27 protein-coding genes are annotated in these 26601 nt (G+C 54.4%); 7 read left to right on the forward strand and 20 right to left on the reverse strand.

Going from position 1 to position 26601, the window contains the following annotated elements; genetic code table 11:
- Nucleotides 1–322 precede the first annotated feature (322 nt).
- Nucleotides 323–739 (reverse strand): VOC family protein, encoded by a 417-nt coding sequence (locus tag T3A99_RS20990; protein WP_047227439.1) that lies wholly within the window; start codon nucleotides 737–739, stop codon nucleotides 323–325.
- A gap of 77 nt (nucleotides 740–816) precedes the next feature.
- Entirely contained in the window at nucleotides 817–1794 is a 978-nt protein-coding gene (locus T3A99_RS20995) for a hypothetical protein (RefSeq protein WP_173407374.1), read from the reverse strand.
- 159 nt (nucleotides 1795–1953) lie between these two features.
- Between T3A99_RS20995 and T3A99_RS21000 the strand changes: the two genes are divergently transcribed.
- The gene (locus T3A99_RS21000; protein ID WP_047227441.1) at nucleotides 1954–2658 is read left to right on the forward strand and encodes a hypothetical protein; all 705 of its coding nucleotides are present in this window, start codon (nucleotides 1954–1956) and stop codon (nucleotides 2656–2658) included.
- Nucleotides 2659–2882: 224 nt separating this feature from the next.
- Here T3A99_RS21000 and T3A99_RS21005 read toward each other — a convergent pair whose 3' ends face one another.
- From T3A99_RS21005 to T3A99_RS21015, 3 genes are all read right to left on the reverse strand, one after another.
- Entirely contained in the window at nucleotides 2883–3644 is a 762-nt protein-coding gene (locus tag T3A99_RS21005; RefSeq protein ID WP_322834772.1) for a hypothetical protein, read from the reverse strand.
- Nucleotides 3638–4783, reverse strand: coding sequence for a hypothetical protein (locus T3A99_RS21010; RefSeq protein WP_047227443.1), 1146 nt, complete (start codon nucleotides 4781–4783; stop codon nucleotides 3638–3640). Before T3A99_RS21010 ends, T3A99_RS21005 begins: the two co-directional genes overlap by 7 nt.
- Nucleotides 4784–4940: 157 nt before the next feature.
- Complete coding sequence (locus T3A99_RS21015; protein WP_172833805.1) at nucleotides 4941–5462, reverse strand: GNAT family N-acetyltransferase; 522 nt, start codon at nucleotides 5460–5462, stop codon at nucleotides 4941–4943.
- Between the two features lie 80 nt (nucleotides 5463–5542).
- On the opposite strand from T3A99_RS21015, the gene T3A99_RS21020 reads away from it, so the two are divergent.
- Nucleotides 5543–6079 carry a DUF4256 domain-containing protein gene (locus tag T3A99_RS21020; protein ID WP_047227444.1) on the forward strand — a complete coding sequence of 179 codons (537 nt, stop codon included), beginning with the start codon at nucleotides 5543–5545 and terminating at the stop codon, nucleotides 6077–6079.
- 100 nt (nucleotides 6080–6179) lie between these two features.
- Here the strand turns inward: T3A99_RS21020 and T3A99_RS21025 are convergent, their stop codons facing one another.
- From T3A99_RS21025 to T3A99_RS21035, 3 genes are all read right to left on the reverse strand, one after another.
- Nucleotides 6180–6800, reverse strand: coding sequence for a GIY-YIG nuclease family protein (locus T3A99_RS21025; RefSeq protein WP_047227445.1), 621 nt, complete (start codon nucleotides 6798–6800; stop codon nucleotides 6180–6182).
- A gap of 18 nt (nucleotides 6801–6818) precedes the next feature.
- A complete protein-coding gene (locus T3A99_RS21030) occupies nucleotides 6819–8327 on the reverse strand; it encodes a hypothetical protein (protein ID WP_322834931.1) in 1509 nt (502 codons plus the stop codon).
- Nucleotides 8328–8462: 135 nt separating this feature from the next.
- Entirely contained in the window at nucleotides 8463–8861 is a 399-nt protein-coding gene (locus T3A99_RS21035) for a DUF488 domain-containing protein (protein ID WP_076386252.1), read from the reverse strand.
- Nucleotides 8862–9092: 231 nt separating this feature from the next.
- On the opposite strand from T3A99_RS21035, the gene T3A99_RS21040 reads away from it, so the two are divergent.
- Nucleotides 9093–9800 carry a class I SAM-dependent methyltransferase gene (locus T3A99_RS21040; protein WP_322834773.1) on the forward strand — a complete coding sequence of 236 codons (708 nt, stop codon included), beginning with the start codon at nucleotides 9093–9095 and terminating at the stop codon, nucleotides 9798–9800.
- 41 nt (nucleotides 9801–9841) lie between these two features.
- Here the strand turns inward: T3A99_RS21040 and T3A99_RS21045 are convergent, their stop codons facing one another.
- Together T3A99_RS21045 and T3A99_RS21050 are read right to left on the reverse strand one after the other, a co-directional pair.
- Nucleotides 9842–10072: a hypothetical protein gene (locus tag T3A99_RS21045; RefSeq protein WP_160891576.1), complete on the reverse strand. Its 231-nt coding sequence runs from the start codon at nucleotides 10070–10072 to the stop codon at nucleotides 9842–9844.
- Entirely contained in the window at nucleotides 10069–11262 is a 1194-nt protein-coding gene (locus T3A99_RS21050) for a colicin E3/pyocin S6 family cytotoxin (protein WP_322834774.1), read from the reverse strand. The genes T3A99_RS21045 and T3A99_RS21050 overlap by 4 nt, the downstream gene beginning before the upstream one ends.
- 494 nt (nucleotides 11263–11756) lie before the next feature.
- On the opposite strand from T3A99_RS21050, the gene T3A99_RS21055 reads away from it, so the two are divergent.
- Nucleotides 11757–12116, forward strand: coding sequence for a DUF6124 family protein (locus T3A99_RS21055; RefSeq protein ID WP_288914270.1), 360 nt, complete (start codon nucleotides 11757–11759; stop codon nucleotides 12114–12116).
- Nucleotides 12117–12361: 245 nt separating this feature from the next.
- On the opposite strand, the gene T3A99_RS21060 is transcribed toward T3A99_RS21055, so the two are convergent.
- The 5 genes from T3A99_RS21060 to T3A99_RS21080 all read right to left on the reverse strand — a co-directional run bounded on the left by T3A99_RS21060 (nucleotide 12362) and on the right by T3A99_RS21080 (nucleotide 17987).
- Nucleotides 12362–13177 (reverse strand): hypothetical protein, encoded by an 816-nt coding sequence (locus T3A99_RS21060; protein WP_322834775.1) that lies wholly within the window; start codon nucleotides 13175–13177, stop codon nucleotides 12362–12364.
- Between the two features lie 19 nt (nucleotides 13178–13196).
- Entirely contained in the window at nucleotides 13197–13418 is a 222-nt protein-coding gene (locus T3A99_RS21065) for a hypothetical protein (RefSeq protein ID WP_322834776.1), read from the reverse strand.
- Nucleotides 13419–14325: 907 nt separating this feature from the next.
- Nucleotides 14326–15141: a restriction endonuclease gene (locus T3A99_RS21070; RefSeq protein ID WP_322834777.1), complete on the reverse strand. Its 816-nt coding sequence runs from the start codon at nucleotides 15139–15141 to the stop codon at nucleotides 14326–14328.
- A gap of 170 nt (nucleotides 15142–15311) precedes the next feature.
- Nucleotides 15312–16121 (reverse strand): RES domain-containing protein, encoded by an 810-nt coding sequence (locus T3A99_RS21075; RefSeq protein ID WP_322834778.1) that lies wholly within the window; start codon nucleotides 16119–16121, stop codon nucleotides 15312–15314.
- A gap of 252 nt (nucleotides 16122–16373) precedes the next feature.
- Nucleotides 16374–17987, reverse strand: coding sequence for a YecA family protein (locus T3A99_RS21080; RefSeq protein WP_322834779.1), 1614 nt, complete (start codon nucleotides 17985–17987; stop codon nucleotides 16374–16376).
- A 376-nt stretch (nucleotides 17988–18363) separates the two neighbouring features.
- Here T3A99_RS21080 and T3A99_RS21085 point away from each other — a divergent pair, with 376 nt between their 5' ends.
- The 3 genes from T3A99_RS21085 to T3A99_RS21095 are packed head-to-tail and all read left to right on the forward strand — an operon-like array spanning nucleotide 18364 to nucleotide 21620.
- A complete protein-coding gene (locus T3A99_RS21085; RefSeq protein WP_322834780.1) occupies nucleotides 18364–19593 on the forward strand; it encodes a DUF262 domain-containing protein in 1230 nt (409 codons plus the stop codon).
- Complete coding sequence (locus T3A99_RS21090; protein ID WP_322834781.1) at nucleotides 19590–20678, forward strand: AAA family ATPase; 1089 nt, start codon at nucleotides 19590–19592, stop codon at nucleotides 20676–20678. Before T3A99_RS21085 ends, T3A99_RS21090 begins: the two co-directional genes overlap by 4 nt.
- Before the next feature lie 12 nt (nucleotides 20679–20690).
- Complete coding sequence (locus tag T3A99_RS21095; protein ID WP_322834782.1) at nucleotides 20691–21620, forward strand: hypothetical protein; 930 nt, start codon at nucleotides 20691–20693, stop codon at nucleotides 21618–21620.
- Nucleotides 21621–21820: 200 nt separating this feature from the next.
- On the opposite strand, the gene T3A99_RS21100 is transcribed toward T3A99_RS21095, so the two are convergent.
- The 5 genes from T3A99_RS21100 to T3A99_RS21120 form a co-directional block, all read right to left on the reverse strand.
- Nucleotides 21821–22009, reverse strand: coding sequence for a hypothetical protein (locus tag T3A99_RS21100; protein ID WP_322834783.1), 189 nt, complete (start codon nucleotides 22007–22009; stop codon nucleotides 21821–21823).
- A gap of 66 nt (nucleotides 22010–22075) precedes the next feature.
- Nucleotides 22076–22918, reverse strand: coding sequence for a chromosome segregation protein SMC (locus T3A99_RS21105; RefSeq protein WP_322834784.1), 843 nt, complete (start codon nucleotides 22916–22918; stop codon nucleotides 22076–22078).
- Between the two features lie 91 nt (nucleotides 22919–23009).
- On the reverse strand, nucleotides 23010–25904 hold the full coding sequence (locus T3A99_RS21110; RefSeq protein ID WP_322834785.1) for a DUF927 domain-containing protein: 2895 nt from the start codon (nucleotides 25902–25904) through the stop codon (nucleotides 23010–23012).
- On the reverse strand, nucleotides 25901–26170 hold the full coding sequence (locus T3A99_RS21115) for a DUF3077 domain-containing protein (protein WP_053191857.1): 270 nt from the start codon (nucleotides 26168–26170) through the stop codon (nucleotides 25901–25903). The genes T3A99_RS21110 and T3A99_RS21115 overlap by 4 nt, the downstream gene beginning before the upstream one ends.
- Nucleotides 26167–26457, reverse strand: a complete 291-nt coding sequence (locus tag T3A99_RS21120) for a hypothetical protein (RefSeq protein ID WP_180922717.1) — start codon at nucleotides 26455–26457, stop codon at nucleotides 26167–26169. The genes T3A99_RS21115 and T3A99_RS21120 overlap by 4 nt, the downstream gene beginning before the upstream one ends.
- Nucleotides 26458–26601 lie beyond the last annotated feature (144 nt).

Here is a 26601-nt window from a genome sequence, read left to right on the forward strand (position 1 = left end):
TCGCGATGACGGCGGCACATTCAGCATCACCGGTTCAGACAGACCGCTATCGCGAGCAAGCTCGCTCCCACAGTTTTGATTGGTGGTGTTCACGGATTTTGTGTCCGGCATAAATCTCCTGTGGGAGCGAGCTTGCTCGCGATGACGGCGGCCCATCCAACATCACCGTTTCAGACAGACCGCTATCGCGAGCAAGCTCGCTCCCACAGTTTTTTGGTGGTGTTCACGGATTTTGTGTCCGCCATACATCCCCTGTGGGAGCGAGCCTGCTCGCGATGACGGCGGCCCATCCAACATCACCGGCCCAGACAGACCATGAAACTCAGGGCTCCAGCGCGGGCCCCTTCAGCTCAATCTGATTGCCATCCGGATCGAAGCAATAGATCGACCAACCTTTCCCCTCCGCGCCATAGCGCATCTGCGCTTTCTCAACGCTCAGGCCGGCTGAGGCCAAATGAGCGATGAGGGCTTGTTCATCAAACGGTTCGATGCGCAGGCAGAGGTGGTCGACGTTGTGCCCTTGCTTGCCAGCCGCCGGCCCACCCGCGCGACCCAACGGCCCGTCGACAGCAACCAGATCAATCATCGAAACACCGGTGCTGAGGTGAATCATTCCAAGATCGTCCCGGCGCTTCTTCAGCTCGCAACCAAGCACCGACGTATAGAAAGCGAGGCTGCGCTCGATGTCTTTTACGCGCAGGACGATGTGGTCGATGTGTTGGATCGTGAAGTTCCTCATACGGGCCTCCTGTTCAGTGCTAGCCGCTAACGGGTTACTTCACCTTAGCTACCCATGCAGGAATGTCGTCGTAAAAGTCAGCTCTGCTGTGCCTGATTAACATCCTCTTGCGCACCGGATGATGCCTGGGGCCCATGACTTAAAAAAATTTTGTTTGCCCTTTGGGACCAACTCAGGAAAACCTCCTCGATACGATTGCACTCCGGCTCATCCAGATACATATGAAAAATCCCATGGGCCAGATACTCGGTGACGCCAATGAGTTTTTCAGTTTCTGTGTAGGTGGCGTTTTTTACGCAAGGAGGGTACTTGATCGTCGATTTTGCGCCGGAGCCGGGCGCCGTTCGTTGACTTTCGATATTCCAGCCTGTCTTCAAATCAGCCAATAACACTTTGATCGAGGCGCAGAATTCGGATGTCAGCAGGGCGAGAACTGCATCCCTATGCTCAAAGGGGGAAATTTTTTCCAGTTGCTCTACAAATGCTTCCAGTTGCCGAAGCTGTACGCGAATGTCGGCAGCCTTGAAACCCAGTGACCGCCATTGTTTGCCGCCTGTTATTTTCAGGTCGGGCTCGCCCTTGCGCGGGCCGATATCCTTGGCTGACAGACTCTTGTCATAGGCATTCTCACGCACGTAGCTGAAGCTCATGAACGCGCGAAGCACGATCTGGTAGATCGCCCTGGTGGTTTCTATCTTCTCTTGGTTGACTCTTTGGGCTTCACGTCTGTGATCTTCTGCTCGTTCCCGTCTGCTTCTTTCCTGGGCATTTCGGCCTTCATGCCGGGATACGAGTATTGCCACGATGATTGCGTAGATGCTGCCGATGCCTTGAAGCCACGCGGGAAGATCCTTGCTGCCCCAAATCAGTACCGCAGACATGACTATGATGAAGGACGTGGCAATGGTGCCGTACATGAACAACTGAGAGTCTTGATTCGATTTTTGATGGGCTTTGCTCAAGGTCTTCGTGATGCCCAGGACAAGCAAGCAGGATAAAACGATGATGAAAAACGTAGCACGTTGCCCGATGGCGTCGGCGGTGAGGAGGGTCATGAGCTGATCTTCGTTGTGACGCTCAGAGGGGCGGGCGTTCCAGGCATTTTCGGGCTTCCTTGAGGATTGATGGCTCAATGCTATCCTCTGGGTCTTCATTCGGACAAGGCTCGCGAAGACGCCAACCCATCCACCACGAATATCCGGACACACCGCCTCATGATGAAATGGTTCAAGACCCTCACCCGCACAGATGGAATTGCGACGCTCGCCTTACTCGTCTCCATTGCATCCGCTTTCTTCAGTTACCAGCAATATCAGGACAGTGTCGCCAGCCGCAGGACTCCGATCATCATCCGGGTCGGCGCCGAACACAGCAAGGTGTCGTTCTACAAGGCCTATAAAGATGATCAGGACGTACTCTTCAAACAGCGCTACAAAATCATCCTCACCAACAACAGCTTCAACCCGGAAAGCGTCATCGATTGGCGAATATGGGAGCGCAGGGAAGAAGGCGGTGGGGAATACGCTGGTATGAAATACAAGCTGCTGGATTCGACGGGCACACCCATGACCTTGCCTTTCCTGATCGCCGCGAAAGAAAGCAAGGTGGTCTTCCTGGATGTCGGCCAGAAGGTCACGCCAGAGGCATGGGCAATGGTGGAGCAACGTGTGAGCCTTGATAAGGAGATGGACTGGTTCGAAGCTGACAGGATTTTTGCCGACGCGGGCTATCCGCTGTTCGGGCAACTCACGCCCGGGGAAAGCTCCAGGTATCAAGGTCTGCAAGTTAACCGTTGGCTGGCCGGTCCTGCTTATCAGGAGTTTCAGTTGAACTTCAGCAAGGCTGATGGTTATGAGGTGGCTGCGAAGTTGTCGTTGAATGTCAGTGATATTTATCCACAGGGGGAGGCGGAGCGTTAGGTTGGGGCATCGAACGTTAAATCCCAGTTTGGGATGTGCACAAATCGAAGGAGCATCTACTTTCAATCACCAGAGGCGTGTCGTGCTCTGACTTAGATGTTCGTCTCCAACCGTTCGAGCCTTTGGTGACAATAAGTTCGGGATGACGCTCGAGGACATGCCCTACGTCGTAACAACTTTCTCGCACGCTATCAATACATCTGATAGCGTGCAAAAAACATGATTCAAGTGAGGCGGAAGGCTTCTTCAATCGTCTTGATCAAACGGTGGCCATCTACACCTTTGTAGGCTTGGGGATTTGACGCCAGCTCAGCAGGCACTTGGTCAAGAAAGCTCTTCAAATCGCGCGCCAGCCGTTCCGGTAGCTGGGCCATTCCTTCGGTGAGACCGACGGTCAGTACGATCACATCCCTAAAGTGTTTTTTGATATCGCGACTGTCTACTGGAATACCTTGCTCAAGCTGCGCCTTCTTGTTAAGCCACGCATGGGCTTTGAGGGGAACGAGCCGGTCGGCACCAATGTGGCTGATATCCTGGGTGTGATCGACGCCGTCCAGAAGAAAGGCGTAGTACTCGTCATCAAGAATGATCGCAGATAGGCTGGCGGCTTGCTCCTCCACGGGGACTTTGGTCATTCTGGCCGCTTCTTCGTGCTCGAGGCCATCCGGGAGACGGGAAAACAGCTCGACCTGAACGGGAAAGGATTTGTCCTCCGGATTTTGAAAACGATAAAAAACCGGGGAGTCTCCATCGCTGTCGCCATTCTGGCGAATGGCATAGCCGCCGTCCTTGATGAACTTCCAGAACTGCCCGACGAACGCACGATCAAGCGCCTCGACGACCAGGACGATATCCAGATCCTTGGTCAGTCGAAATTCCTCACCCAGTTCCTCCATGGCAATCGAAGCAGCCACCCCGCCAATCAGAACGTAGCTGCCCTGGAAATCCCTGAAATACTCTCGAAACCGGTCGACACCCACTACCATTTCACGTTCTCCATCATTTCATCCAGACACATTTGCACGCGTTCATCATGGTCATCCTTGAGGCTCAGATAGAGAGAAAAGGGGTCCACCGTTCCAGTGGCGATGTTGCTGCGCGGCGGCTCATAACTCCAAAACTGAATGCAACACGCGGCATGGTTTTGCGGCACTTCAAGGTAGGGCGCCGTGGTCTCGAGTTTCGACTTGGCCGTTTTCGAAGTTGAGCCCCAAGCGCCGAATTCCTCCCCGTAGGCCGCATTCTTTTCAGTTTGAGCATGCTCCCGAATATGCTCGAACTGCGCTGCCGTCATCGCATAGCAAGGGACTTTTGGGCCGGCGAGAAGACTCATTTCAGCCAGGGCCGTTTCTCCGGCCAGCAACATTGGGGTGTCGTCAAAAACCTGGGGAATTGCATTGAGCCAAAGTGCTTTTTTGACCGGCGTACGCATGGACTCCTTGGCCATCTCCCAAGTCTCCCTGGGGGACAAGTGAAACAGGATCGCGGCCTCACCCATTTCCTTTCCAGGCTTAACAATGTCCAAGTCGGTCAGTTCCTTGATCGCTCTGCTGACGGTCATTTTCGCGTAGGTAAAGGACTTCTCGAAGGTTGCGCGAGTGGTCAGGAGCTGGTGGTGCCATCCCTTGATCAGAAATTGAATCAGCATGGCTTGGGTGGCGGGGCTCAGGACCTGAGGTTTTTCCAGGCGCTGGCGGTAATACTCACGCAAATCCATACCAAAGGCCGGAAGAAAAAGCTGATTGCCCGGCACGATGAACTGGACGCCTTTCTCCACCAGTCGCTTGCGGTCATAGCTCGGAAGCGTGTCGGTGACGAAAATCATCAGGTCGCCGGTATCGGGCAACTTGTTGGATGCCTGCAAGTTGTGGATGGCCTGGATATGCTTGGCGACATCCGCAACGCTGGCTTCACGCTGTGGACGTTCCTTGAGAATGAGGCAGCCGGCCCCGAAGATTTCTGTGACAAAAAATTCGTAGCGGTCACGCAATGCATACGGAAGGATCTTGACGTGCTCCCACGGTTTCAAGCGCAGCTTCAGGCCTAGCACGTTCTCTACGTAGACTTTGAGCTCGATCAGATCACGCCTTTCGGAGAGCTCATGGTCTTGGCGGATAGCAGTCATGGTCATTCTTCCGTATCACGATTCCAGCACGGTATCAGAGGTTGTGATAGCGTGCAAAATTCTTGATATTTTATGGTGGATATTGACGCGTAGGGTGATGGAGAGGACGTTCCAATCCATTCTGCCGAACCCCAACCTTGTGGCGAGGGAGTTGCTCTCACCAGGCGGCAATGGCCTTTTCCATCAACCGCAAACGCAGCTCCGGCTTGTCTTGCCTGGCCCCGATATCAATCCAACCATGGTGCCTGTAAAACCGTGCCGCCCTGTGGTTCGTGTCGCTCACAGACAATCTCATCCGCTCGCACCCCAACCCTGCAAGAAAGTCGGTCGCGTAGGCCAGCAGCAACTTCCCTGCACCACGTGATCGCCACTCAGGGGTTAGGTAGAAAAAATGGATGTAGCCCACTGCGGGCTCAGCCTTCAGCCGCGACATTTCTATCTGGCCCACGATCTGCGTTTCATCCCAGGCATGGACAATGCTGCCAGGAAGCTCGGCTGCTTTTTCTTGGAGAGATTGAAGGTAACGCTGTGTGCCATCCGGGTCGTGCAGTTTTTGTGTGGAACCAAACGCGCAGAGCAGCATGTCTTCAAAGAAACGTACGCAAACGCCGCTGTCCTGGTCGAGGTTGACTGGACGCAAGTGCAGGAGAAAAACGGGTTGAGCGTCGCTGCGCATCATGGTTCGTGACCTCATGCTTCAATGGGTTGCTACGCTGGTACTGCCAGAATTTGGAACCGACCAGCAACGGACCCAAAACCATGAAAAGACAAGACCTTCTCCAGACCCTGAAAACCCGCTTCGACCAGAACCCACATCGCCACCCGGACATCCTCTGGGCCGACGTCCAGGCCAAGCTGGAAAGCAACCCTAACGCCCTGAAGTCGCTCCAGGCAATGGAGGCCACCGGCGGCGAACCCGACGTGATCGGCCACGACCAGCAAGCCGGCCTCGTCACCTTTTGCGATTGCGCCAAAGAAAGCCCAACCGGTCGCCGAAGCCTCTGCTACGACCGCGCCGCCCTGGACGCACGCAAGGAAAACAAACCCAAAGGCAGTGCCATGGAAATGGCCGAAGAAATGGGCATCGCCTTGCTGACTGAAGACCAGTACCGAGCCTTGCAGCAGCTTGGCGAGTTTGATGCCAAAACGTCCAGTTGGCTGGCAACACCCCCTGAACTTCGCGCCCTCGGCGGTGCGCTATTCGGTGACTATCGTTATGAACGGGTGTTCGTTTATCACAATGGTGTGCAGTCGTATTACGCGGCGCGAGGGTTTCGGGGCTGGCTTTGTGTTTGAGCAGGGTAAGCCCCTATGCCTCACCAAGCCGAGAAGCCACACCGATGATGTATGTCACCCGGCGACAAAGTACTTGGGCGACAGGCATTCAGCGCGCAATTCAATCGTAAGGTCTTTCTGCCTGAGGTCTCGAATGGTACGCCCTCAGGAAGTTGTAGTACTCGCGGTAGTACTCATCTGGGATGCCCGCATTTATGGAATCGTCGATAACGGCGCGTAGGCTTGGCCGGTACACCGTCTTGATCTCTCTCATCCTCGACACTCGAATTTGATCGAAGACATCAGGACCGTCATAGGAGCTATAGAGGTATCGCTCGCCAACTGAAAAACCCCGTTTTGCAAGCATCGCGTCGACGATGGATTCCGCCTGTTCAGGATGGATTCGGAACCATTCTGACGAGCGTCCGGTGGCGAGGTGCCCGATCGGTGTACCGAACACAGCTCGGCGATGAATGTAGCGTTCGATATCAGCCAGCTCTTTGGCTGACGTACCCCAAGTACACCGCGCGAGATCGTAGGTGGTGAACAGCACGAGAAAGGGGTTGTAGGTTCTTCCTTCTGCGATCCGCATCTCGGGAGTTCGCTTGGTCGTTAACCCGATTTTGGCGATTCCCATATCCCTGACATCCACTGCAATGTAAAGCCACGCATGGGGAGAAGGCGGACAAGCCGCGTAGTACTCACTCCTTTCTGCCGGCTCATCATCGGAATCGAACCCCATACCACTCCCTCTGTTTTTTCAGTCGAAACTCAGAACATCACTACCTTTGGTTTCAAGTATCTCAGCAAACCCCGGCAACCGCGCCACAAACTCCGCCTCAAACGCCAGATACCGATCCTGCGCCGCCAGGTAACGAATCTCCGGCTTGACCCGCGCAATATCCTTGGACGACAGCTTCATCACCTCACTGCTGCACTGATTCCAAAACCACGCCAAGGTCTGCGTGCCAAACGTATTCGTCCGGTAATTCCACACCCACCAATCCCCATGCCCCCGGGCAACATGCAGTTGCCCATGAAACGTGCGCAACGTGATGACCTGCTTGGGCTGTGTAACAAGCAGGCGGGTGTCCTGGCGCAGCTCACTACCAAAGCCATCCAACAGCGCTTTCGTCGTAGCGCCGGTCACGAAGTTGAAGCGCCACGCCAGCAGCACCGTCTCCTGATAGCCCGAGTGCTCAAGGTTCTGCCGCTCGCCCTCGCTGAACAGCAGGACCTCGTCACCGCCCAGGTACGCGGTCGCCGCCCGCAGTTTATAGGCGTCAGCCGGCATCGGCTTGGCGGCAGTGGCCGGGTGCGGCGGGTCTTGATTCCAGACCCAACACCGCGGGCCGTTGTGCTGCATGAACAGCAAACGGCGCGGGCCGATGGGCAGGATCGTCAGTTCATCCGCGTACTCGAAAATGACCTCGCTGGAGTCAGCCGTGATCCGCCAGATTCGCGTCAAATGCTCGGGTTCGTAAATACGCTGACGTTCGAATATCTCTGAATCGACCACGACACATGGATCTTCAAACTCCGACCATTGCATCCCGGCAGGTCCGAAACTTTGGATGTCATCGCCCTGGCGAATCTCATATTGGTAGCGGTCATCCGAGCTGTAAGCGCCGCTTTTCACCCGGCGCTTCCACAGGCTGCGTTGGGCATTGGCATCGATGAGCTGCAAGTCTGCGCCGTCCACCCCATCGGTGCGGTGTTCGAGCATGTCCTGCTCAGCGGGCGGCCATGGGTTGTAATCGATCAGAAAACACAGCCACTGGTCTTCGTCCTGCTCGGTGATGGCGGCCCAGCCGTTGCGGTAGTTGTAGTCATGCACGTAAGTGGGGCCGGGATAGTCGTGGACGTCCTGTAGCCAGTTCAGCTTGCTGCGCTTGGGCTTGCTGGATTTACGGTCGGGGGCGGCAGGCTTTTGCGGTTCGATCAGCCTTGGCGTGAACCTCGGTTCTGCGCTTTGGCCTTGCCAGTGTTGTGCAAAGGCCCCGCGTTGATCGGCCGGGACAATCACCGGTCGGTAATCATCACCGCCGGCGTCCAGGTTCCACAGGTCAAAGCCGTGACGCGCCAGCACAGGTGCCAACGCCTCGAAACAGACCTCGGCCATTTCGTTGGAAAGCTCATCCAACAGCGTCTCGAATTCCGGCCCGGAAAACACACCGATGTCGGGATAGTAATGCTGCAGCAGCCCAAGCAACTCAGCGCCGGGTGTTTTCCAATCGATATGAACCAAGGGATCAAAACGGGATTGCATCACGCCAGCCTTCCTTGTGAACTCGCCTGCGCGCCATCTTAGCCGTACACCGCCTGAAAAGAATAACTACCACCGTGGCGAGGGAGCTTGCTCCCGCTGGGCTGCGCAGCGGCCCCAAAACCATCCTGCCGCCCATCAGAACTCCCCACCCAAATAACAAACCGGCGAACTCCCCTCCGCCCGCTTCTCCACCTCATCCTCCAACCATTCAGCCAACACCACGGCATTGTTCTCGACCGTGGACTTGGCGGCATATACCAGAGTGAGATTGCCGCCCCGCGCAACATCCACCAACCGCCACCAACCCTCCGGCCGCGCAGCCAACTCCTTGCGATAGGCCAACTTGAACTGCTCGAACGAAACCGCCCCCGCTTTGAACGCCTTGCGCAGCTCATGAGAAGGCGCCACCTCCGGCAACCACTGCGCGATGGGGAGTTCGTCCTTGCGACAATTACGCGGCCATAGACGGTCCACCAGAACCCGTACGCCGTCCTCGGTGCTGGCTGCTTCGTAGGCTCGTTTGCAGTGGATCATGGGGCCTGCCTGTGGGAGAGGGGACAGCGTCAGAATAGGCCGAGGTCAGTGATCGGGTTGAGTCTCCCCTCGCAACCTGCTGAGATAATCCTAATATCAATGCTCGACTGGGGTCCTGGGAAGTGCTGATCCACAGCATGGCGGCCGCAAAGGTGTGGGGCTTGACAGGTCTGGGATACTGAAAGCAGTACCGCGGTTACGCGATGCGTCTATCACGACACAAGGTGCCCTATGCGCAGTGAAGACCTCAAGATATTGTTCGACCAGCAAGCTGTCAGCTACGACAAGCAATGGGAAAGGATGGCGCCGATTCGCGCCGCCCTCTATTTGCTGCTCGAATCTCAGTTCGCCGGCCTGCCGGAAAATGCCCGGATACTCTGCGTCGGCGTTGGCACGGGGGCGGAACTTGCCCATCTGGCGGAGCGCTTCCCCGGCTGGCATTTCACTGCTGTCGACCCTTCGGGCCCTATGCTCGATGTCTGTCGTCAGAGGGCCGTTCAGCATGGCTTTCTATCGCGCTGCCATTTTCACGAAGGCTACCTGGATACGCTCGTCGCCGAGGCCAGCTACGACGCGGCTACCTGCTTGCTGGTCTCCCAATTCTTGTTGGAAGAAGATGCCCGCACCAGGTTCTTTCGCGAAATAGCCCAGCGCCTTAAACCCCACGGAATATTGGTGAACGCCGACCTCGCCTCTGATACCGAATCGCCTGCCTATGAGGTGCTGTTACGCAGTTGGATGACATTGATGTCCTCCCATGGTCTTCAGCCAGAAGTGCTGGAGCGAGCGCGTATTGCTTACGCCAGAGATGTTGCGATCCTGCCTGCGCAACAGGTCGCGAGCCTTATCAAGGCCGCCGGGTTTGACGCTCCTGTGCAGTTCTTTCAGGCGGGATTGATGCACGGATGGGTCTGTACGCGGCAGGCAGATGTGGAGTGAGTTAGAAGTGTTGGGCGAAGCCGCCAGAGTACTCCTTGGCTTTATTCAAGACAGACGATTTGAATGATGCGGTTGTCGCCATGAATTGTTGTGTGAGTCCACTCTTCTATGGTTTTTATCTGCTGTGGCGACAGGTCGTAGACGAAGCAAAAATCTTCAGGTTTTGTCCAGTCCATAAGCGCGGCCAACTGGTCCATATATGCGCTTGGGACTTCTACGGTCTGAATTAACTCTTCAGTGGTCATGTCGAAAATTTCAACCATGGGCTTCATTTTTCTACTTTCCTTGTCGGATCGGCAGGTTTGGTTTGTTCGCCGGTTATCGGATCGAATTCGCCAAGGTGTTGACCTTGTTTTGTGTACAGCTCTACAGCGCCATGCTGTGAGTCCCATTCATAAATTTTGCCTTTACGATCCTTCCATCTTCGACGCTTTACGCCGCCGCCACGTACAAACGTTTTGGATGGAGCAATCGTAGCTTCTGGAAACGCTGGAAGCAGCGACGGGGGCTTGTAGTACTTATGATCCCCCGGAACACTCAAAACCACATAAACCGGCCGAACCCCCGAATCAGCCGGAAATACCAGAATGAAATCCCTGTACTCCGGCGGATAAATCGGGTCGACGATGACGCCGTCGGCCATCGGCGTCGGCGGGTAGATCCAAATAGGTGGCGCCTGAGGCGCAGCTTCCAGAGCGGGAATGCCAAGGGTGTCAGCCGGATTGGTAGCCGGCGTCCAGATCAGTTCGATGCCATTCCCCAGGTCGGCGATGAACTGATCGGCTCGCGGGGTGAACTGAACAACGTCGACCATTTCCCAATCGCGGTTCTGGCCGGTGTAAAAGCCGTAGCCCTTGAGGCTGCCATCGGCCTGCTGCTCGATGCTCAAGCGCACGCGGCTGCGGGCCTGTTTGAGGTTGCGTAACTGGTCTTCGCTGTAGAGCGCGCTGTCACCCAGATTGGACGGCCAGAGCAGGGCGACGATGCCGGTCAGCAGGGCTGCGCCGACGGTGCCGCTGGCAGCCGCAGCCGTGGAAGTTGCCGAACCGCCCAGCGCGAGCCTGCCCAAGGTAACGGGCACCGTGCCTGCGCCGATCCGCTTGAGGGGGATGGTGCCGGATGGGTCGGCGCTCCGGCCGCCGAGCCACATGAGATCGCCGTACTGCTTGACCAGATCTGCCGGCACGTAGCCGCTGGGGTTGCTGTAATCGATGATGCCGTTGGGGAGCTTGCAGCTCTTGGCAAACACGCATCCGGTAGCGGTGGACAACGGCTTGTTATCCACCGCGGCCCAGCGCGCTTGTTCATAGCCTGCTTGCCGGGCAAGCATGGCTTCGTAAGCCTGCTGCCGGGTTTCGCGCTCGGCCAGTTCGCTGGCGGTCATGTCCCGATAAGTGACGTGATGCCCATCGCCGCTGGGCGGGTTTCGGACCTGGGGGATGTCGTTTTTGCGTGCCGCCACGTAGTGAGTCTCGTCCGGAAAAAATGCAGGACAGACGCTAACGCGGGAAGAGAGGGAAGTGATGTAGGAGGTTTCTTGAAGTCGTTGTTCTGGTTTCCTTAATACAGGTAGGGCCGGCCATTTGAGGTTCGGAACAATCTGCAGCGTCAGATCGGGCTGTCAGACATTGGGCGCCCGCAACCCGCCAACCGACCTCGCCTTGCGCCTTTGCCTACAACTACGCCAGAATCCGCCGGCTTGTTCGCCTTGGGTTGCGTCGGTAGTTTGGGACCTGTCACTGCTCATCAGTGATCGGGTTTAGCAGCTCGCGGTGAAACAGGTTGTGCAAGGCGTCATCCAGTCAGGAACCTCCATCCTGCACTTGATGGTGGCTGTGCGCAGGGCGTCCTCGGACGCGCCGGTTTCTTGTTTCCCCGGTCTGCTAACCTGCGTACAGCTGCCTCCCATCGTTTAGCAGCGAGCGGGTGATGGCTCCAACTACAGGAAGCAAGACGATGGCAAAAGTTACACCGAATCCCCCAGCGGCAGATGAACCCACCTCCCGCGCCCAGTCCGCCCGCAACAAGAAAATCGACGACGCTGCCACGCGAGCGTTGGATTTTTATCTGAAGCCCAAGCCCGAGAAAGAAACGTCTGACAAGTCCGACTCCATTTTACGGATTGATCCGGGGGTGGATTCTGAGTGTTTGCTTGCGAATCTGAGTGAGAACCTGGCTTCGGCGAATGCCATGATCAGTGATTTGGCGTTTGATCTGGATGGGTCGCGGCGGCGGGTTGCGTTGGGGATTTTGCAGGTGATTGAGGTGAGTGAATTGTTGGCGAATCGGGCTTTGGATATTGTTGAGGTGAGGTAGTGGCGGCGCTACGTGCTGCCTGGATTGGAAAAAGGTCTTGCTTAGCAAGACCTTTTTTGTGCCGAGGGAGACTCGAGCAGTCCATGAAATACATGGTCTGTAGCCTGCTTTTGGACCTTGGGATACAAGCAGGGATACAAGGTAAAGGTTGCTGGTTTCTACAATGCCACATTTCGTAGGCTCTGAGAGCGACTGATCAAGGTGTTTCTCCCCTAGCCAATCTTGGGGTAGGTGGAGTCACAGGACTATGGCCAGCGTTTCTTGCGCAATACATATGGGCGATTCACCCAGATGAAGTTAAAAAAATCTGCTAGGTCTGGGACACGGTCCCCTGAAGGAGCCTTTGAGGCTGCGATGGTGTCTACCGCGTGCCCTGACTCCACAACAGCGTCCCGTAGCGGGCCGAGTAGCGTTACTACCTCCCAAACGAGATATTTAGATGCTACATCTAGCAATGATGGCTCTGAGTGAGCTGAGCTCAGCGTAAGTGGCTTGCCCGAGAGATTGCTCGCGAACACGATCGCATCGTCCTTCAAAAGCGCGGCTATGGAATTGGACATCGCAGATATGCGGCGGTGTGCCGATCTTCCAATTTTGGTAGCTATGACTTCTTGCAGAATGTCGTTCCATTCGCTGAGCGGATCTCGCTGAGGCCTACCGGTAGATAAGGCGTCGAGATTCGCGTACCGCATTCCCTCTGCGAACTCTGACAGAAATGCGATCACTCTCGCGCATAAGGGCCCGGTCGGGAATGGGGATAGCGACGGATTACCAGATGCCGATGCGCTGGCGGACACCTTTGTCACGAGAGTTTGCAAATCATGCCCGTACCCTTTCACGGTCGACTTGCCCGGAGCTCGAAGATTGTTACGGGCCATGTGATCAAGTATTAGAGCCAGCTTTGCGAGACGTTCAATACCAATGGCAAGTTGAAAGAAGGCAGAGTAATAGCGCCCTTTTTCATTGAGGTTTGCGTTGCGGAGCTCTGTCAGACCAGTAGCTAAGCATGAGCGGATTACGAAAGATTCCTGTTCGAGCGTTTTGTATAAATCACCGTACATATGGGGCTCCGTCTGATCGTCAGCTCGACCGCTTGCCCTCTGCTGATAGCGAAATGAGGGCCATATTGATGAAGCCTGCATTATTATCTAGAGTGGCAAGCGCTCCCATAACGCTTTCTGATACGTCGGTAGAGCCGCGTTCACCTACCCATTTTGAGAGCTCTTCCACGGCCGCGCCTAACGCGATTTGGTTCTCATTGATCCGGGTCAACAACGATGCAAGCAACTTTAGATCTTCCATGATGTTCTCCTAAGTGATCTAACTAGCGTAGCTGGGAATGGAAGGTGAGCACCTTATCCCATCCCGGAAAACTGGCGGGGACCCTGGCAGATCCTCGTAGGTACGGGGTAGGAAACCCGCGGGATCTTGGTAGCGACAGAGGTTGCACCTTACTGAAATTCCAACGTTGAAATTGAAAGGATCCTGACGAAAAGAGGGCATCGTTACCGCAACGGTAAAGGTGAGCCATTGTGTTGCTGATAGCGAACGGTTGAACCCGGTCAACCTTGGGGGGGTTGTCAACCACGTCAACCTGTCAACCGACGTAGAAAACTCAGTCGCTAACAAGATGCTGCGGGTTCTTTGCCCCGTACCCATTCGGAATGCCCAGGGTCCCCGGCGAGCTACCAAGCGATAGGGCAAATGCACAGGTGAATCACCAGTTCACCAGGTTCACCTGTTCACTAAGCTGGGTACTTTTTCGCTAACACGATCACGCGGGTTTCCGACCCTGTGTCTCCTCAATATCGTCAGGGACCCTAGCAATTTCTGTCTTGTTCAGATGCGATGATCAATCACCTACTCCAAAGAGTTACGAAGATGTTCGCTCGCTGACGGCATTCCCATGCTAGGGGGGTGGGGGAACCGTTAAAGCAGTGTTACAGAGGTTACAAATGTAACGAATTTCCATAACTATATGATTTTATGCAGATTTTTATCCGTTACATCACGCTGATTGCGAATCTGTTTCGAGTGTTACGCAAATTTTATGTGTTACGCCTTAATAGACATGTTTCGATTGCTAGCTGTCGGCCAGAAGCGGTCCTGCGTGGACTACGAGGGGCGTTTGAAAGCTCATTTGCTCCACTCAAAATAATCCACGGAATCCCGACAGACCGAGATCCGTGATCGGCTTGTTTGCGCTCAATTAATAGTGGAGGGTATGGTCAATTTCCTTGGTGTTGAAATCTTCCAAAACACCTCTGACCAAATCCATGGCGTCAACGCCAAAATTTATGATTTTGCTCGAGTGCACATACTGAACATGAAGGCTAAGGATTTTGAGTCGTTGCCCTGACGGCAGAATGATGTAGGTGTTGGGGGGGGTCAATGTGATGGTTAATGGCCTGTCAATTTGCGATTCATCGAAGGGCACGTTCCGATCCAACCATGTGACTGTACCTACCGGAGAATCAGTGCCGTCTTGAACCTGAGCTTCTAGAAGGTTTACGGATATATGACGATCAGCACCCAAGGTGCGGATCGATTCATCATCCTTCCCATCGATCTTGAATGAGAAATCAAGGTAGTCAGTCTTGTGAAATCTGCCTTCGATTTCGACCTTCTGAATGAATCCATCCCAGTCTGAGCCTTGTGGATTGCGCAGTCGCTTCAGACTTATCCCGTAGAAATTGCATAGATTCACTACGCCTTTCTGAAAGCCCACTGTGGTGAGCAATACGCCTTGGCTATTGGGAATGTCAGTAAGCAGTCCAAGGAGGTTGCGAGCGTGGATGAGGTCGATTGTCGAGCGGTAGTATTTACACTCCACCAGAACCTGATGCTCTGTGCCGTCTTTGAGGTAACGCCAGTAAACGTCGATCTGGTGCGCTACGCCTGAACGCCCGGTGATCTGGACATTGTGAAGCACTTCAATCGTCTGAACGTCATCTGTAGCAAGGATTGCTTCGTAGACCTGCTGAGCAACCTTCTCGTATTCGGTACTGTTCTTTACGTCGAGCATCAAAATATCCCGTGTTGGAATGCGCGTCTTTCCGGAGGGGCTGACCGGCTGTATTGGGTTGATAAAAGCCACTCGCCCTTGACTGCAATTGGCCGGTCTCTGCCTATCACCAAGGGCCTCAACCGGTTGAACCCTCGGTCGAACGCGGCCTTCACCATCAGCAGTTGGCATTACCAGATGATGCGGCCGTCGGACTCAACCCCCTGAGCATTTCGGAGCACGTCAAAATCGTACATTCCAAACTTGTATTTTTTGATGATTTTGATGACGAAGCTCGCCGATATCTGCAAAGTTCTCTCAGCCGCCATCGGCTTGATCGCATAGTTCCTTGATGCTTCAGAGGCGACACCGCTGTAGGCAATTGCATCAATGCCAGGATTACGCTCGAAGAGAAGGCTGGCAAGCGTTCTTGAGTGAAGATACTGCGTGTGCCGGGCTGATCTGTCCTTGAGGATTGAGGAAAGAAATGCGTCAGTGAACACGAAGCTCTTTCCGAAATCATGGGGCATCTGATTCAGCTGCTTGTTAATCAATTGCCCAACCATCTCTGAGGTCAGGCCTGAGCCCCAGCGATGAACATGGGTGATTTCGCCGATCATTGCACATCTCAGCAATTCGTTAGGCAGTTGCTCAAACGCTGCCACATGCAAGAAGTCACCCTGCGAAGCACCTATTTCTTCAAAGGTAGACATCAGGTTGGCTGACAAATAGAGGACGGGGGCATTTGCCTCATTCAACCGGCCAGCGACAGTGTGTTTCGAAGGCGGATGGTTCAGTTCACCGACGCGCTCAAAGCCTGTGTCGTTCGGGCATCTTCGTGCCCGCCAAAATGCCCGGTCATATTTCATCTCGTAATTGATGACCTGGTAATAATCGAGTAGAAAACTCAACTTCTCTCTTACAAATGTGATGTTCGTGCTCGCCAAGATGACCGTGGAAAGCTCGTCGAGATAGGACAGCGGAAGCGCTTTGAATTCCACGACTAGTCTCCTGGTGGACCGTACAGCATGTTGAGCCTAGCGACCGCTTAGTCGATCCTGCCTGTCGCGACAGGCTCCAATCGACCCGGTGCGGACATTTGGAAGCCCAATCTCGACTGCGGAAAGCGGTCGTTTAATCGTAGTGAGAAATAGCATGAGCCGACTCGCGGGAGCATTCAAAGCTTATTCAGGGCGATGACGCTCGTCGTCCTCAGGCACTAGAGTCTTGCGAGGCTTGGGCCGAAGAATGGATCACATCTTTCCCATTTGGGGCTTCATCTTTGCGTTTGCCATTCGAGCGCAATATTCATCGGCCAAGTCCTCTTGGGTCATCTCCTTCAATCGTTCAATGTCAGGCGCATGGCCCATGAACTCGATCAGTTGCTCTTTTGTGCTGTTCGAGTATGTTTCCCAGAAGAAGTCGAACCAGTCCAAGCCAGTCTTCGGACATGAGCGGCCTGCATTCCGATCAATAACGCCGAAGAAGGTTTTAGGGTGCTGGGCGTGGGCCTTTAGTTCATCATCCGACAACGGAATCTTGACTATGAAGCGTTGTTGATCGTCGCTGCAAACGACACACACTGCCTCCCCCCACTTGTGCATGACAACGCAATTCTCTAGCGTTGCCTCGATCTGCGCTCCGTCAGGTCCTGGCACTTCCATCCGCAGACCAACCTGTAGCCGTGCCTTGGGAGTTCCACCTGAGAACGCCTCAGCCTCTCCATCGAACGTGGTGGGAATGCGCCGGTGCTTCTGCATGGAGTCCAGTAGCGCAAAAATTGGCGCATGCCGGCGCCTAATTTTGACCTGTTGAAGCAGGTTTTTCGGCCTTGGGTGAAAATCTTCTAGGTGGAAGCCCCATAGCAGCACTCCGGAAGGCAGGTCAGTGGCATCAAGGTGATGCTCCTCTGGATCGTAGGTGACTATGACATATGCCTGCGGAAGCTTTTGTCCAGTTGGATCTCGCTCATATAGCTTTAAGAGGTTTTCAGCCTCCACAAGCGCTACAGGTTTAGTCTGGTCCCTGCCCAGTTCCAGGCGTCCGTCATTTGTATCAATGAAAACAACGCGAGGATGATCCGAATTTTTGCTCAAAGCGCGATTCATTTGCCTGTTGATTTTCATCCGCGTGCCTTCTCGTCGCTTGGCCTCAACGGCGTAGATCGCACCGGACTTAGTGTCTGTAGCGATGAACTCAACGTGTGTAGTACGTCTATCAGTTTCATCTTGGTGCTGCAGGCTGAAGCCTGCCCGAAGCAGGGCGGCGGCGACCCGCACCTCATACAACGCGCCGGGGAAGTTCTCTGGGCACTTTATTCGGTCGATAAGCAGCTTCTGGACCTCGATAGCATGCTTCAAGCTGTAAAGGTCATATGCGAAGTGCATATAGGCACCAATGGCCCCCGTCATCGGCTGAGCAACACCTGGCCCCATCTGTTCCAAATGAGCCTTCGAGTGCTCATGGCTGCGGACCGCCCAAGTGAGAATACGATGTCGATCTTTTGGAGGCTTGCTTCCCTCTGACGTCCACCATTCTCTGCCCAAGACGATCTTCGGGTAGTCGTTCAGGAAGTCGTGAAATGTTTTCCACTTCTGTGAGAAATGCATCGTCTGACCGACGGCTATGACTCTGTGATCATGGAACTCCGTGGAAATGATCGGCCTACCGAGGCCCTGTTGCTCACGCCTCTGAAACTCTTGGGCTTCATGATGAGCGAGTGTCATCTGCATCTCTTGGTGCATGCGCGGTCCATTCAGCTTTCGCACTATGTCGAGACTGTCGATGGACCCATGACATTTTTTGAACTTGCGGCCGCTACCGCAAGGGCAAGGATCATTTCGGCCAAGCTTGTTGCATATCCGCATAAGCTTCCTGGAGGGTGAAATTGAGCGCCACGAAATGGCAGCTTGCAGCGAGTTGTCATCAGCAGGTGTCGAAGCTTGCACCTCTCGCCAGGACGACTGGGGCCATGTATGTACTGTTCCACAACGCCGGATAAAGACATCATAGCTGGTACTGAGGCGCCCCAAGGCAGTCGTTCAGGATTAACGCTCCTGGCCGAACGCGCCCAAAGCAGACGGTCAGCGCATATCTGTTTTCAGCCACAAGCAATCAGTCGAGTGCGGTTGGGACCTCAGAGGTTAATCACGGGGCGGGGCCGGTCTGAATTGAGGCCGTCTCACACTAGACCTTCAGCATTCGAAGGACTAATCTTGCACCAATAGAAATTTAAGACCTCGCTTGCTGCTGAATATCTCTAAAAATGCAGCCGTTTTCTTAAGAGCCAACCCAAGGAAATCATCTGTGATTAATCAGTTGCCTAGTAATTTTGATGACAGTGATCAAGTAGAAGGTCTTGACGAAGAGGTCACTGAGGGTGAAGTTCTTACGGTTAGGCCATGGGATCCTAAACATATAAGGATTACCACCAAGAACTTCACTGTGCGAGAGATTTTTACTCAGATAGTAGAGGGCGATTTAGATCTTGCCCCTGACTTTCAAAGGAGTTTTGTTTGGAAGATTAGGCAGCAGATTAGGTTAATTGAGTCAATTTTGCTCGGAATTCCTTTGCCCGCATTTTACTTTAATCAAGATGATGTTGGTGCGCATCAGGTAATTGATGGTGTGCAGAGGCTGACAACCATTCGACTTTTTATGTCAGATGAACTCAAGCTTGAAGAGGAACATATGGAGTATCTAAAGCCGTTGCAAGGGCTTTGTTACTCGACATTGGATCCAGCTACACGTAGACGTTTTTCAGGTACTCAAATTGTCGCTCACGTGATTGAGCCACAAACACCTGATGAAGTTAAGTATGATATTTTCAACCGTGTAAATACTGGCGGGACGCCTCTTAGTCCGCAAGAAATTCGTCACTGCATGAGCAAGGATCGATCGAGATCGTTACTGGCTATTCTAGTCGAAAATACTAATTTTGATGCTGCTACTGGTTATGCATTCTGGGCCCAGGGTCAAGATGGTTCGATACATCGGGATAGTCGCCGTATGTCTGATCGCGAGATGGCGCTTCGTTTTTGTGCGTTTCGTAATTTTTCTATCGAGAACTATGGCCAGGCAGCAAGTCTGGATTCTTATTTGTTAGAGTTTACTAGGCGGCTAGATAGTCATGCTGTAGCAGACGCGGAGTATGATGACTTGGTTAGTGATTTTGATCAGGCGATGATCAACTCTCATGAGATACTAGGCTCGCTTGCTTTTCGACGTTATCAGTACAATAGCTCAAGGCGAGGCCCAATAAATCGTGCGATATTCGAATCCCAGGCCCTTGCGCTGGCGGATTATTCTCTTGAGCAGCTAATGCCTTTTCGAGATCAAATCCTAATGAGTTTCTTAGAGTTATTTGATGATCCGGTTTATGATAATGCTGTTAAATCTGGTACTGGTGACGTATTGAAGATCCATCGCCGACTTGAAATGCCTCGGAAAGTCCTTGAAGGAATAGTTCGATGATTACCGATGTCCGTATCAAAGGCTTTAAACGATTTTCTGATCATGTTTTTGATATGCGTAGTCTTACAATATTGGCGGGTATCAATGGAGCAGGCAAAACATCTGTAATTCACTCACTCTTGCTTACAGCAGAGGCTTGGCGTCGAGATGACGGCGTTGTAGAGTTGAATGGCCCTTATGGATTAGAGCTTGGAGAGTTTAGTGACGTTTTGAATCATGAAACTACCAGCGATTTTAGTATTGTAATCGGTAGCGATCATGATGGTGGCCGGCTAGAAGATGCCTGGGTCTTTGGCGAGGGAGATACAGGGCTTTATGCAAAGGTTGATCTGCCGAGACCTCAGTCGGTGTTTAATGGGCAGCCTCGTTCATTTCAGTATTTACAAGCAGAGAGGCTGGGACCCCGCGTGACACAAGGCTCTGCTGCCCTTCCATCTACAATGCTCGAAGTTGGTTGTTCTGGGCAATTTACTGCTCAGGTTTTAGATACGCTGGGTGGAAAATTAAGTGTTGAGGAAGAAAGAAGATTCATTACTGACGATTCGATTCCTCCTCTACTTAAATCTCAGACAGAAGCATGGCTTTCGCTGATCACTAGGCCGGTCCAGATTGACACTGAGACATTTCCAGGAACGTCAGTTACAGCTATAAAATTTCGAACTTCTGATATTTGGTTAAAGCCTACAAATATGGGGTTTGGCGTCACCTATGCTCTACCTATTATATTGGCGGGGCTTACTGCGGTGAAAGGCGGAGTTTTAGTCGTCGAGAATCCAGAGGCTCACTTACATCCTGCTGGGCAGTCACATATGGGCGTTTTCCTGGCCATAATTGCTGCTTCAGGTGTGCAGGTTGTTGTGGAGACCCATTCCGATCATATTCTGAATGGAATTAGGCTTGCGATAGGAGCGCATAAGATTTTGAAACATACCCAGTCAATTGTTCATTATTTCGATGGGGATGAAAGTGCTCCTGATAGCTTAGAGTTTACCGAAGTTGGAGGGGTTTCCTCTTGGCCTGCAGGATTTTTTGACCAGTATCATTTGGACATTGCGGCTCTCACGCGGATTAGGCGGCCTAGATAAATGCGATATGTCATGGATGAAACTTGCCTGGACTTTAATGGGTGCACCAATGATGACTATATATCTGCGCTAGAATCTGTGCTTGATAGAATGGATGACGCAATTCTAGCTGGGTACGATTGTTTCTACTCTGATGAGCTTTTTTTTCGTCCGGTATACAACGGGTGCACAATCTGGGAGTTATTTAATCCGCAAGCTCCTATATCTATCTCTCCTGAAGTTCGTGTCAGATTGGCGGTCGTATTTTCAAAGTTGAGCACTATCCAGGAAGTCGATCTTGGAGATATGACGGTTTCTCCAGTTAAATTTGAAAAAGATGGGGTGGATTGTTCCTTTTCAATAGCTTGGGCATATTTGATTATGCTGGCTGGGATTGATGCTGTTGTTGCATGTATAACAAGCTCGCTTGCGACTGGTGACGCTTTTTTAAATATTACGAGCGATGGGGGCACTGTCGGCGTTTGGTTTGTGGCCAGTCAGAGAGGTGATGAAAACTTATTTCGGTGGGTTATTTGCGAGCTTACCTCGTCGCCTGCCGAGATGGAGATGTATGCATCTTCAGCGTTTAAAGAACTTGACTTCGTTGAAGGGGCATTTAATGGAATAAAGGGCATGAGTAAGCCCTACAATAATTTGGTCGGCCCATTAGTTACGCATCTATCAGCACTGTCTGATGAGGGTAGAAGGATTTTCTCTGGGCCCAGAGAAAATGTCGAGGCCGAATTTGGACCTTATGGAGTAGATCTTTCCGATGAAAACGGCGCCACTAAGCGAAACTCTCGAGCTAAGGCTGAAAGAACGGTTTCTTGGAAGAAGCAAGATAGAGTATTTTGGTGGCATACGAAGTTAGAGAGAAATCAAGATCGGATTCATTTTTGCCCGGCTGATTTGGTAAGTGGGGGGAATATTCTTGTCGGTATTTTCTGCTATCACCTAACTTAAATCGCACATACCTGATGATGGTTTACTATCAATCTCTGCAGTGTTTACGCGACCGTTAACATTGCCTATGAGTGAGGGCTTTTGGCCGAAAGCTGCCCTTTCAAGTCAATGCGAGGGTGGACCTGAACAGTTAAACCTGTCGGCCCCGCCAACTACCTATAGAGCAGGCAGCGGAAGCCGGCTAGGTCCTCCACCGCACCCTAACTTCGGTGCTTCAATTGCTGATCGATGAGCCTCAGTTCCGCTTTGATCGCATTGGCGGTGAGGCTTTGTATTGCTGTGTTTTTCCCCCAGCGAGAGCCCATGAGCTTGAGCAGGCCGCTCAGATGGGTTTTCCTCGCCTTCAGCGTTTCGGTACGACTGGGGCTGTTCTGCATGGCAGTGTTCATAGTGCTGATCCTTGGGCAGTGTTTAAACAGCCCACACACGTGGGCTGTTTCAGGTGAGAGGGTTCCTTACAAGGCAAGTACGTCCTGTACGGCGTACCGCGCTGAGCGCTCCGAAAGGTCACTCCAGGCCCAACTGCTAAAATTCTCGCCTTGCTCTGGAACGTTGAGCTTGAGCAGCGCAACAGGATCCCGGTCGATCATCCGACGCGCCGCGCAAAGTTGTCCGCCCACATCAAGCAAAGCCTGAGCCGCCTCATTCCACTTCTCTTCAAGCACCGCGTTTGCGAGGTGCAGCGCCTTGTTCTCAATTTTTTGATGTTCTTGCTGCGCCTCAGAGATGTGCTGGTCGATGGTAGCCAGCTCTTGCTCCAGAGCGCTGATGATCAACTGCTGACGACGGTTGTGCTCGGCTACCGTCGCGAGGTTTTTCGCGGCTTTTTGGGCGTCAGCATTAGCCGTCTTCTCGCCTTCGGTGTCGCCCCATGCAACAGCCTGAGCGTAGGCAGTGGCCGCTTCGGTCTCAGCCTGACGTGCCTTCGCCATTTCGTCTGCGGCTTGCTGACGGATTTCATTCAGGCGGGTGCTGACACTCTGCCGCTTTTCATTGAGCTCGTGCTCGTCGGCTTTCCAGGTCGCCATGGCATCGCGGTAGCCCGCCATCAGGGTTTCGTGATTGGCGATGTTTTCGCGTCGAAGAATTTTTTGACTCAACCGATCAATTTCAAAGTCCAGCGAATCACATTTTCTTTTCCGCTCAGCGTACTGATCCTGCACGTCCCGCTCCCGGCCTCGCTGGATAGACTCGGGGGCGGCTAGCGCGCTTTCATAGTGCAAGAGTTCGGCTCGCAGGCGTTCCACTTCGGAGGTCAGTTGTTCACGGCGGTCTTTCAGTTTTTGGATGTCGTTCATTGTTTCGTCTCTGTGTAATTCGATTGGGTTGGGTTGAGCGGCTGGCGAGGCCGGGAATGAGCCGGCGCTACCTCGATCAGTAGGGAGGCCGTCAGGCAGCCCGAGCCTCGCTCTCATCCGTTCCCGGTATCGTCTTCACGATGTAGCAGCGTTGCGGGCCTAGACCTGGCAACCGGACCAAGCTCGATGCCTTGCCATCGCTACCAGGTTCCAGCACACCCCGGTGCAGCAGCTCCTTGTTCACGGCGTTGATGTTCATGCCCCGAAAGATCTCGGATCGCCACGCCTCGGGCAGCACGTAGTAGGTGTGGGTGGTGTGCATGGTGTCGCCCATGCCGTGCTCCAGCGTTTTGCGAAAGCCCAGGCGATCAATGGTGCGGGGCCCGTGCTCATCGATCTTTGCGGCGGCGGTTTCCCAGCGGGTGAAGCGGCTTTCCCCAAAGCGCTCGATGATCTGGCGCAGACGGGCCAAAATCGCATCGCCTTCAAGGTTTCCGGCACCGCCACGCTCATTCAGCCACGCGCTCAGGCACACACGTGCCGCCGTGGTTGCGGTGCCGTCAGGCCAGCCAGTGATACCGAGCGCGGTGGCCAGCTCTCCGGCTGCTGCGGCCAGCCCAAAGCGTGCAGCGGCTCGGTGTGCTTGCCCACTGGCCGATGCGGGGAGGGCTTTGGCGACGAACGCTTCTAGAGTCCGGCGGAGGATGGTGGACCATCCGTGCATTTTCCCGGGCTCGCATAGGGCCGCCAGGAACGCGGTGAGTGGCGTGCCATAGTATTTGGCTACCCGAGCTTTGAGGGCGTCTGAGAGGGCCGCTGCGTCGTCGAAACCACTCAACACATCGAACATGCCCAGACCTTTGCTGGCGTCCGCTGGCACGGCGAGCATGCGCACTTCCATACCGGCTTTTAGCTCCTTGTTGGCTTCGGCCATGTGCTGCGCCAGCGTCTTCTCGCCCGTCGAGAGAAACAGCAAGCGCCACTCCTGTACCTGTCGGCCTGCTTGTCCTCGATCATTGGCGCGAGCCTTACCGGTGCCATTGCCCAGCATGTACACCGTTTCACCGATGATGCGCGGGTCGCACATGCCGATTTCATCCAGCACCAGGAGCCCGTCCGAATGCGCGGCGGCGATGGATTCCAGGGCGTTGTCTGTCGAGCGCCAGGAACGCACTACACGTGGCCCGCCATAGATCGAGGCGGCCACTTGCAGGTGGGTGGTCTTGCCACCGGAGCTGTCGCCGTAGAGGTGAAACCCGCCCGATTCGTGACCGAGCATATTCAACAGCGGTCCCGCAAAGGCCACGCTGACGACGAACGCTAGACGATGGTTACCAACGCACAGTGCGCCGATTTGCTCCTGCCATTGCTCCAGCGTGCCGGACTCGCTGATCGGTGGGAGTTGTGCCCCGGCTTCATAGAAGTGCAGGTGCTCGTCATGCGATCCGATCTGACGTTCGGGCAATAGGAAGGCATTCCCGTGCCAGCCCAGCCGAGTGACCAGACGAGCCCGTTGCGCGCTGTCAAAGCCCTGCAAATAGCTTTGCAGGTCGTTGCGTGCGTTGCGTCCTGAGCGGCTTCCAGCCAGACGTAGACCCATGTCCACCAGCGGGCCGAGTACGTCCTTGCCAAAGTCGCCGGTCATGGTGCGGGCTGGAATGTTCCAGCGTTTCTTCTGGCCGTCGGGGTCGTCGAACTCGACCAGCAAGCCCCAGTTATGCCCCTTGTCGTCACGGGTGCGTGCGAGGATCTCCAGGGGCGAACACACAGGCCGCGCTTCGCCGTCGTCGCCGGAATAAAACACGCCTTCTGGCGTCAGGCGAAAACCACCGGGCAACAGGTCATTTTTTGATTTGGCTGGCCGCTTGGTTTTGGGCTGCACCTTGGTTTCGACTTCTTCGGCCGGAGCGGGAGCGGGTGCCGAGCCAAACAGCTCGCCAGTGCGCTCCAGCTCTGCGAGGTGAGCCGAGGTCCAGTCCTCGGCGAGTGCGTCGGCTGCATCATCGCCATCGTTCCATTGACCCCCTTTGGCAAAGGTCGGTTTGCCATTCTTCAGCGTGGGCTTGCGGCTGAAGACGTCCAGGGCGATTGCTTGCACTGAGGCGGCGCCGATTTCACGCAGCTTTTCCGCGACGGCCTCCATGCAACTCTGACCGCTGGAGTCGTTGTCCGGCCACAATAAGACCGCCCGCCCTTTGAGCGGTGTCAGGTCGGCCTTGTGCCAAGAGTTAGAACCGTTCGGCCAGCAGGTTGCCACGTAGCCCGGCATCAGCTCGGCAGCGGCGTCGGCGGCTTTCTCGCCCTCGCACAGTACAACCGGCGCATCGAGCCGTTGCAACAGTTCGTCCAGGTGCAGAAGAGGGCGTGGATCTGGCAGACCTTGCCAACGCCATTGCGTGGTTTGGCCGTCGGCGCGTTGGCACCAGGTCAACGGTGCAAAGACCTTCCTTGGCTTGCCGTCTTCGTCGGGCCCCAAGTCAAAGCGATAAAGCGCCATGAGGGGCTGGCCTTGGGCATCGCGATAGATCCAGACCTTGGAGGGCACACCGTGTTGCCGGTGCTTGGCCGGGCACTTGTTCATAGCCTCGACCGGGATCGGCTGGATGGCGATCCATTCCGATACTTTGCCTTTGTTCGGTACAGGCTTCGATTGCGCGGCGCCTGCCGATACGTGCAGCAGATCCGCCAGCTTGTTGCAGGCTTCGACGTCTGTGCCGCCATCGAGGTAGCGCACCAGGTCGATCAGGTCGCCGCCCTTGTCACCGGTAGCGAAGTCCGCCCAGGTGCCTTTGCTCAAATTGACCTTGAGCGATCCGGCACGTTTGTCCGTGCGGGTCGGATTGGGGGCGGTGTATTCCTTGCCGCCATCGACCCGTTTGCCGTTGGGCAGCCAATGTGAAAGCACGCGATCAATGTCCTTGAGTGCGGCGCTTTTCACGTCGGCGAAGCTGGGGCGTTTGGTTGGCTGATTCATGCGCTGGGTCATGTATCGGCCCCCGGCATAAACATCGCGTCGTTCACGTCATCGATCAGGGCTTTTGCCATTTCGCCGAGGTACAGCGCGCACCAGCTGTAGCGCTCGCCCTTGTCACTCATGGCGGCATCGAGCGTGAGTTGATTGGCGTAGTGCTGGAGGAGCGAAACCGTTTCGAGTGCGTCCTCGATAGGAATGCCCGCATTCACCCGAAACACGCCCTGGCCGGAGGTTTTATTGAAAAACGACGCTCGGCCTAGTGTGGTGTGAGCGCTCATAGGGCACCGCCTTTCTGATCCATCGGAACAGACGTGGTGTCACCGTGCAGGGTTAGGGTTTTGATCAGTCCCAGGGTGCCCCGGACATCCCAAATAACGGCGGCCAGGACGTGATTAGCTAGTCGTGGCCTGTCGCTTTCGCTTTCAAAATGGTCCTCAAGCAACATCAGTACGGACTCTGCGCGGTTGATCGCACAGGTGATTGCATCAACCGGGACACCTTTCTCGATGTCTTTGCTGACGCAGAGCAGGTCCTCAGGCAAGGCGAAGCTGAGGGAGGAGTTCATTGGGCACCGCCTGCGGCTTCGAGAGCGCGAGCTTTGACCATATGGGCGTTGTAACGGGCAAGACGAGTAGCGAGGCTGGAGTTGGCGTGTAGAGCGGCGAGAGCCATTGCACGGTGTGCAGCGGCGCGAATTTTGGACGGATTG

The organism is Pseudomonas sp. N-137 (assembly GCF_034555295.1).
Taxonomy (GTDB): Bacteria; Pseudomonadota; Gammaproteobacteria; order Pseudomonadales; family Pseudomonadaceae; genus Aquipseudomonas; species Aquipseudomonas rhizophila.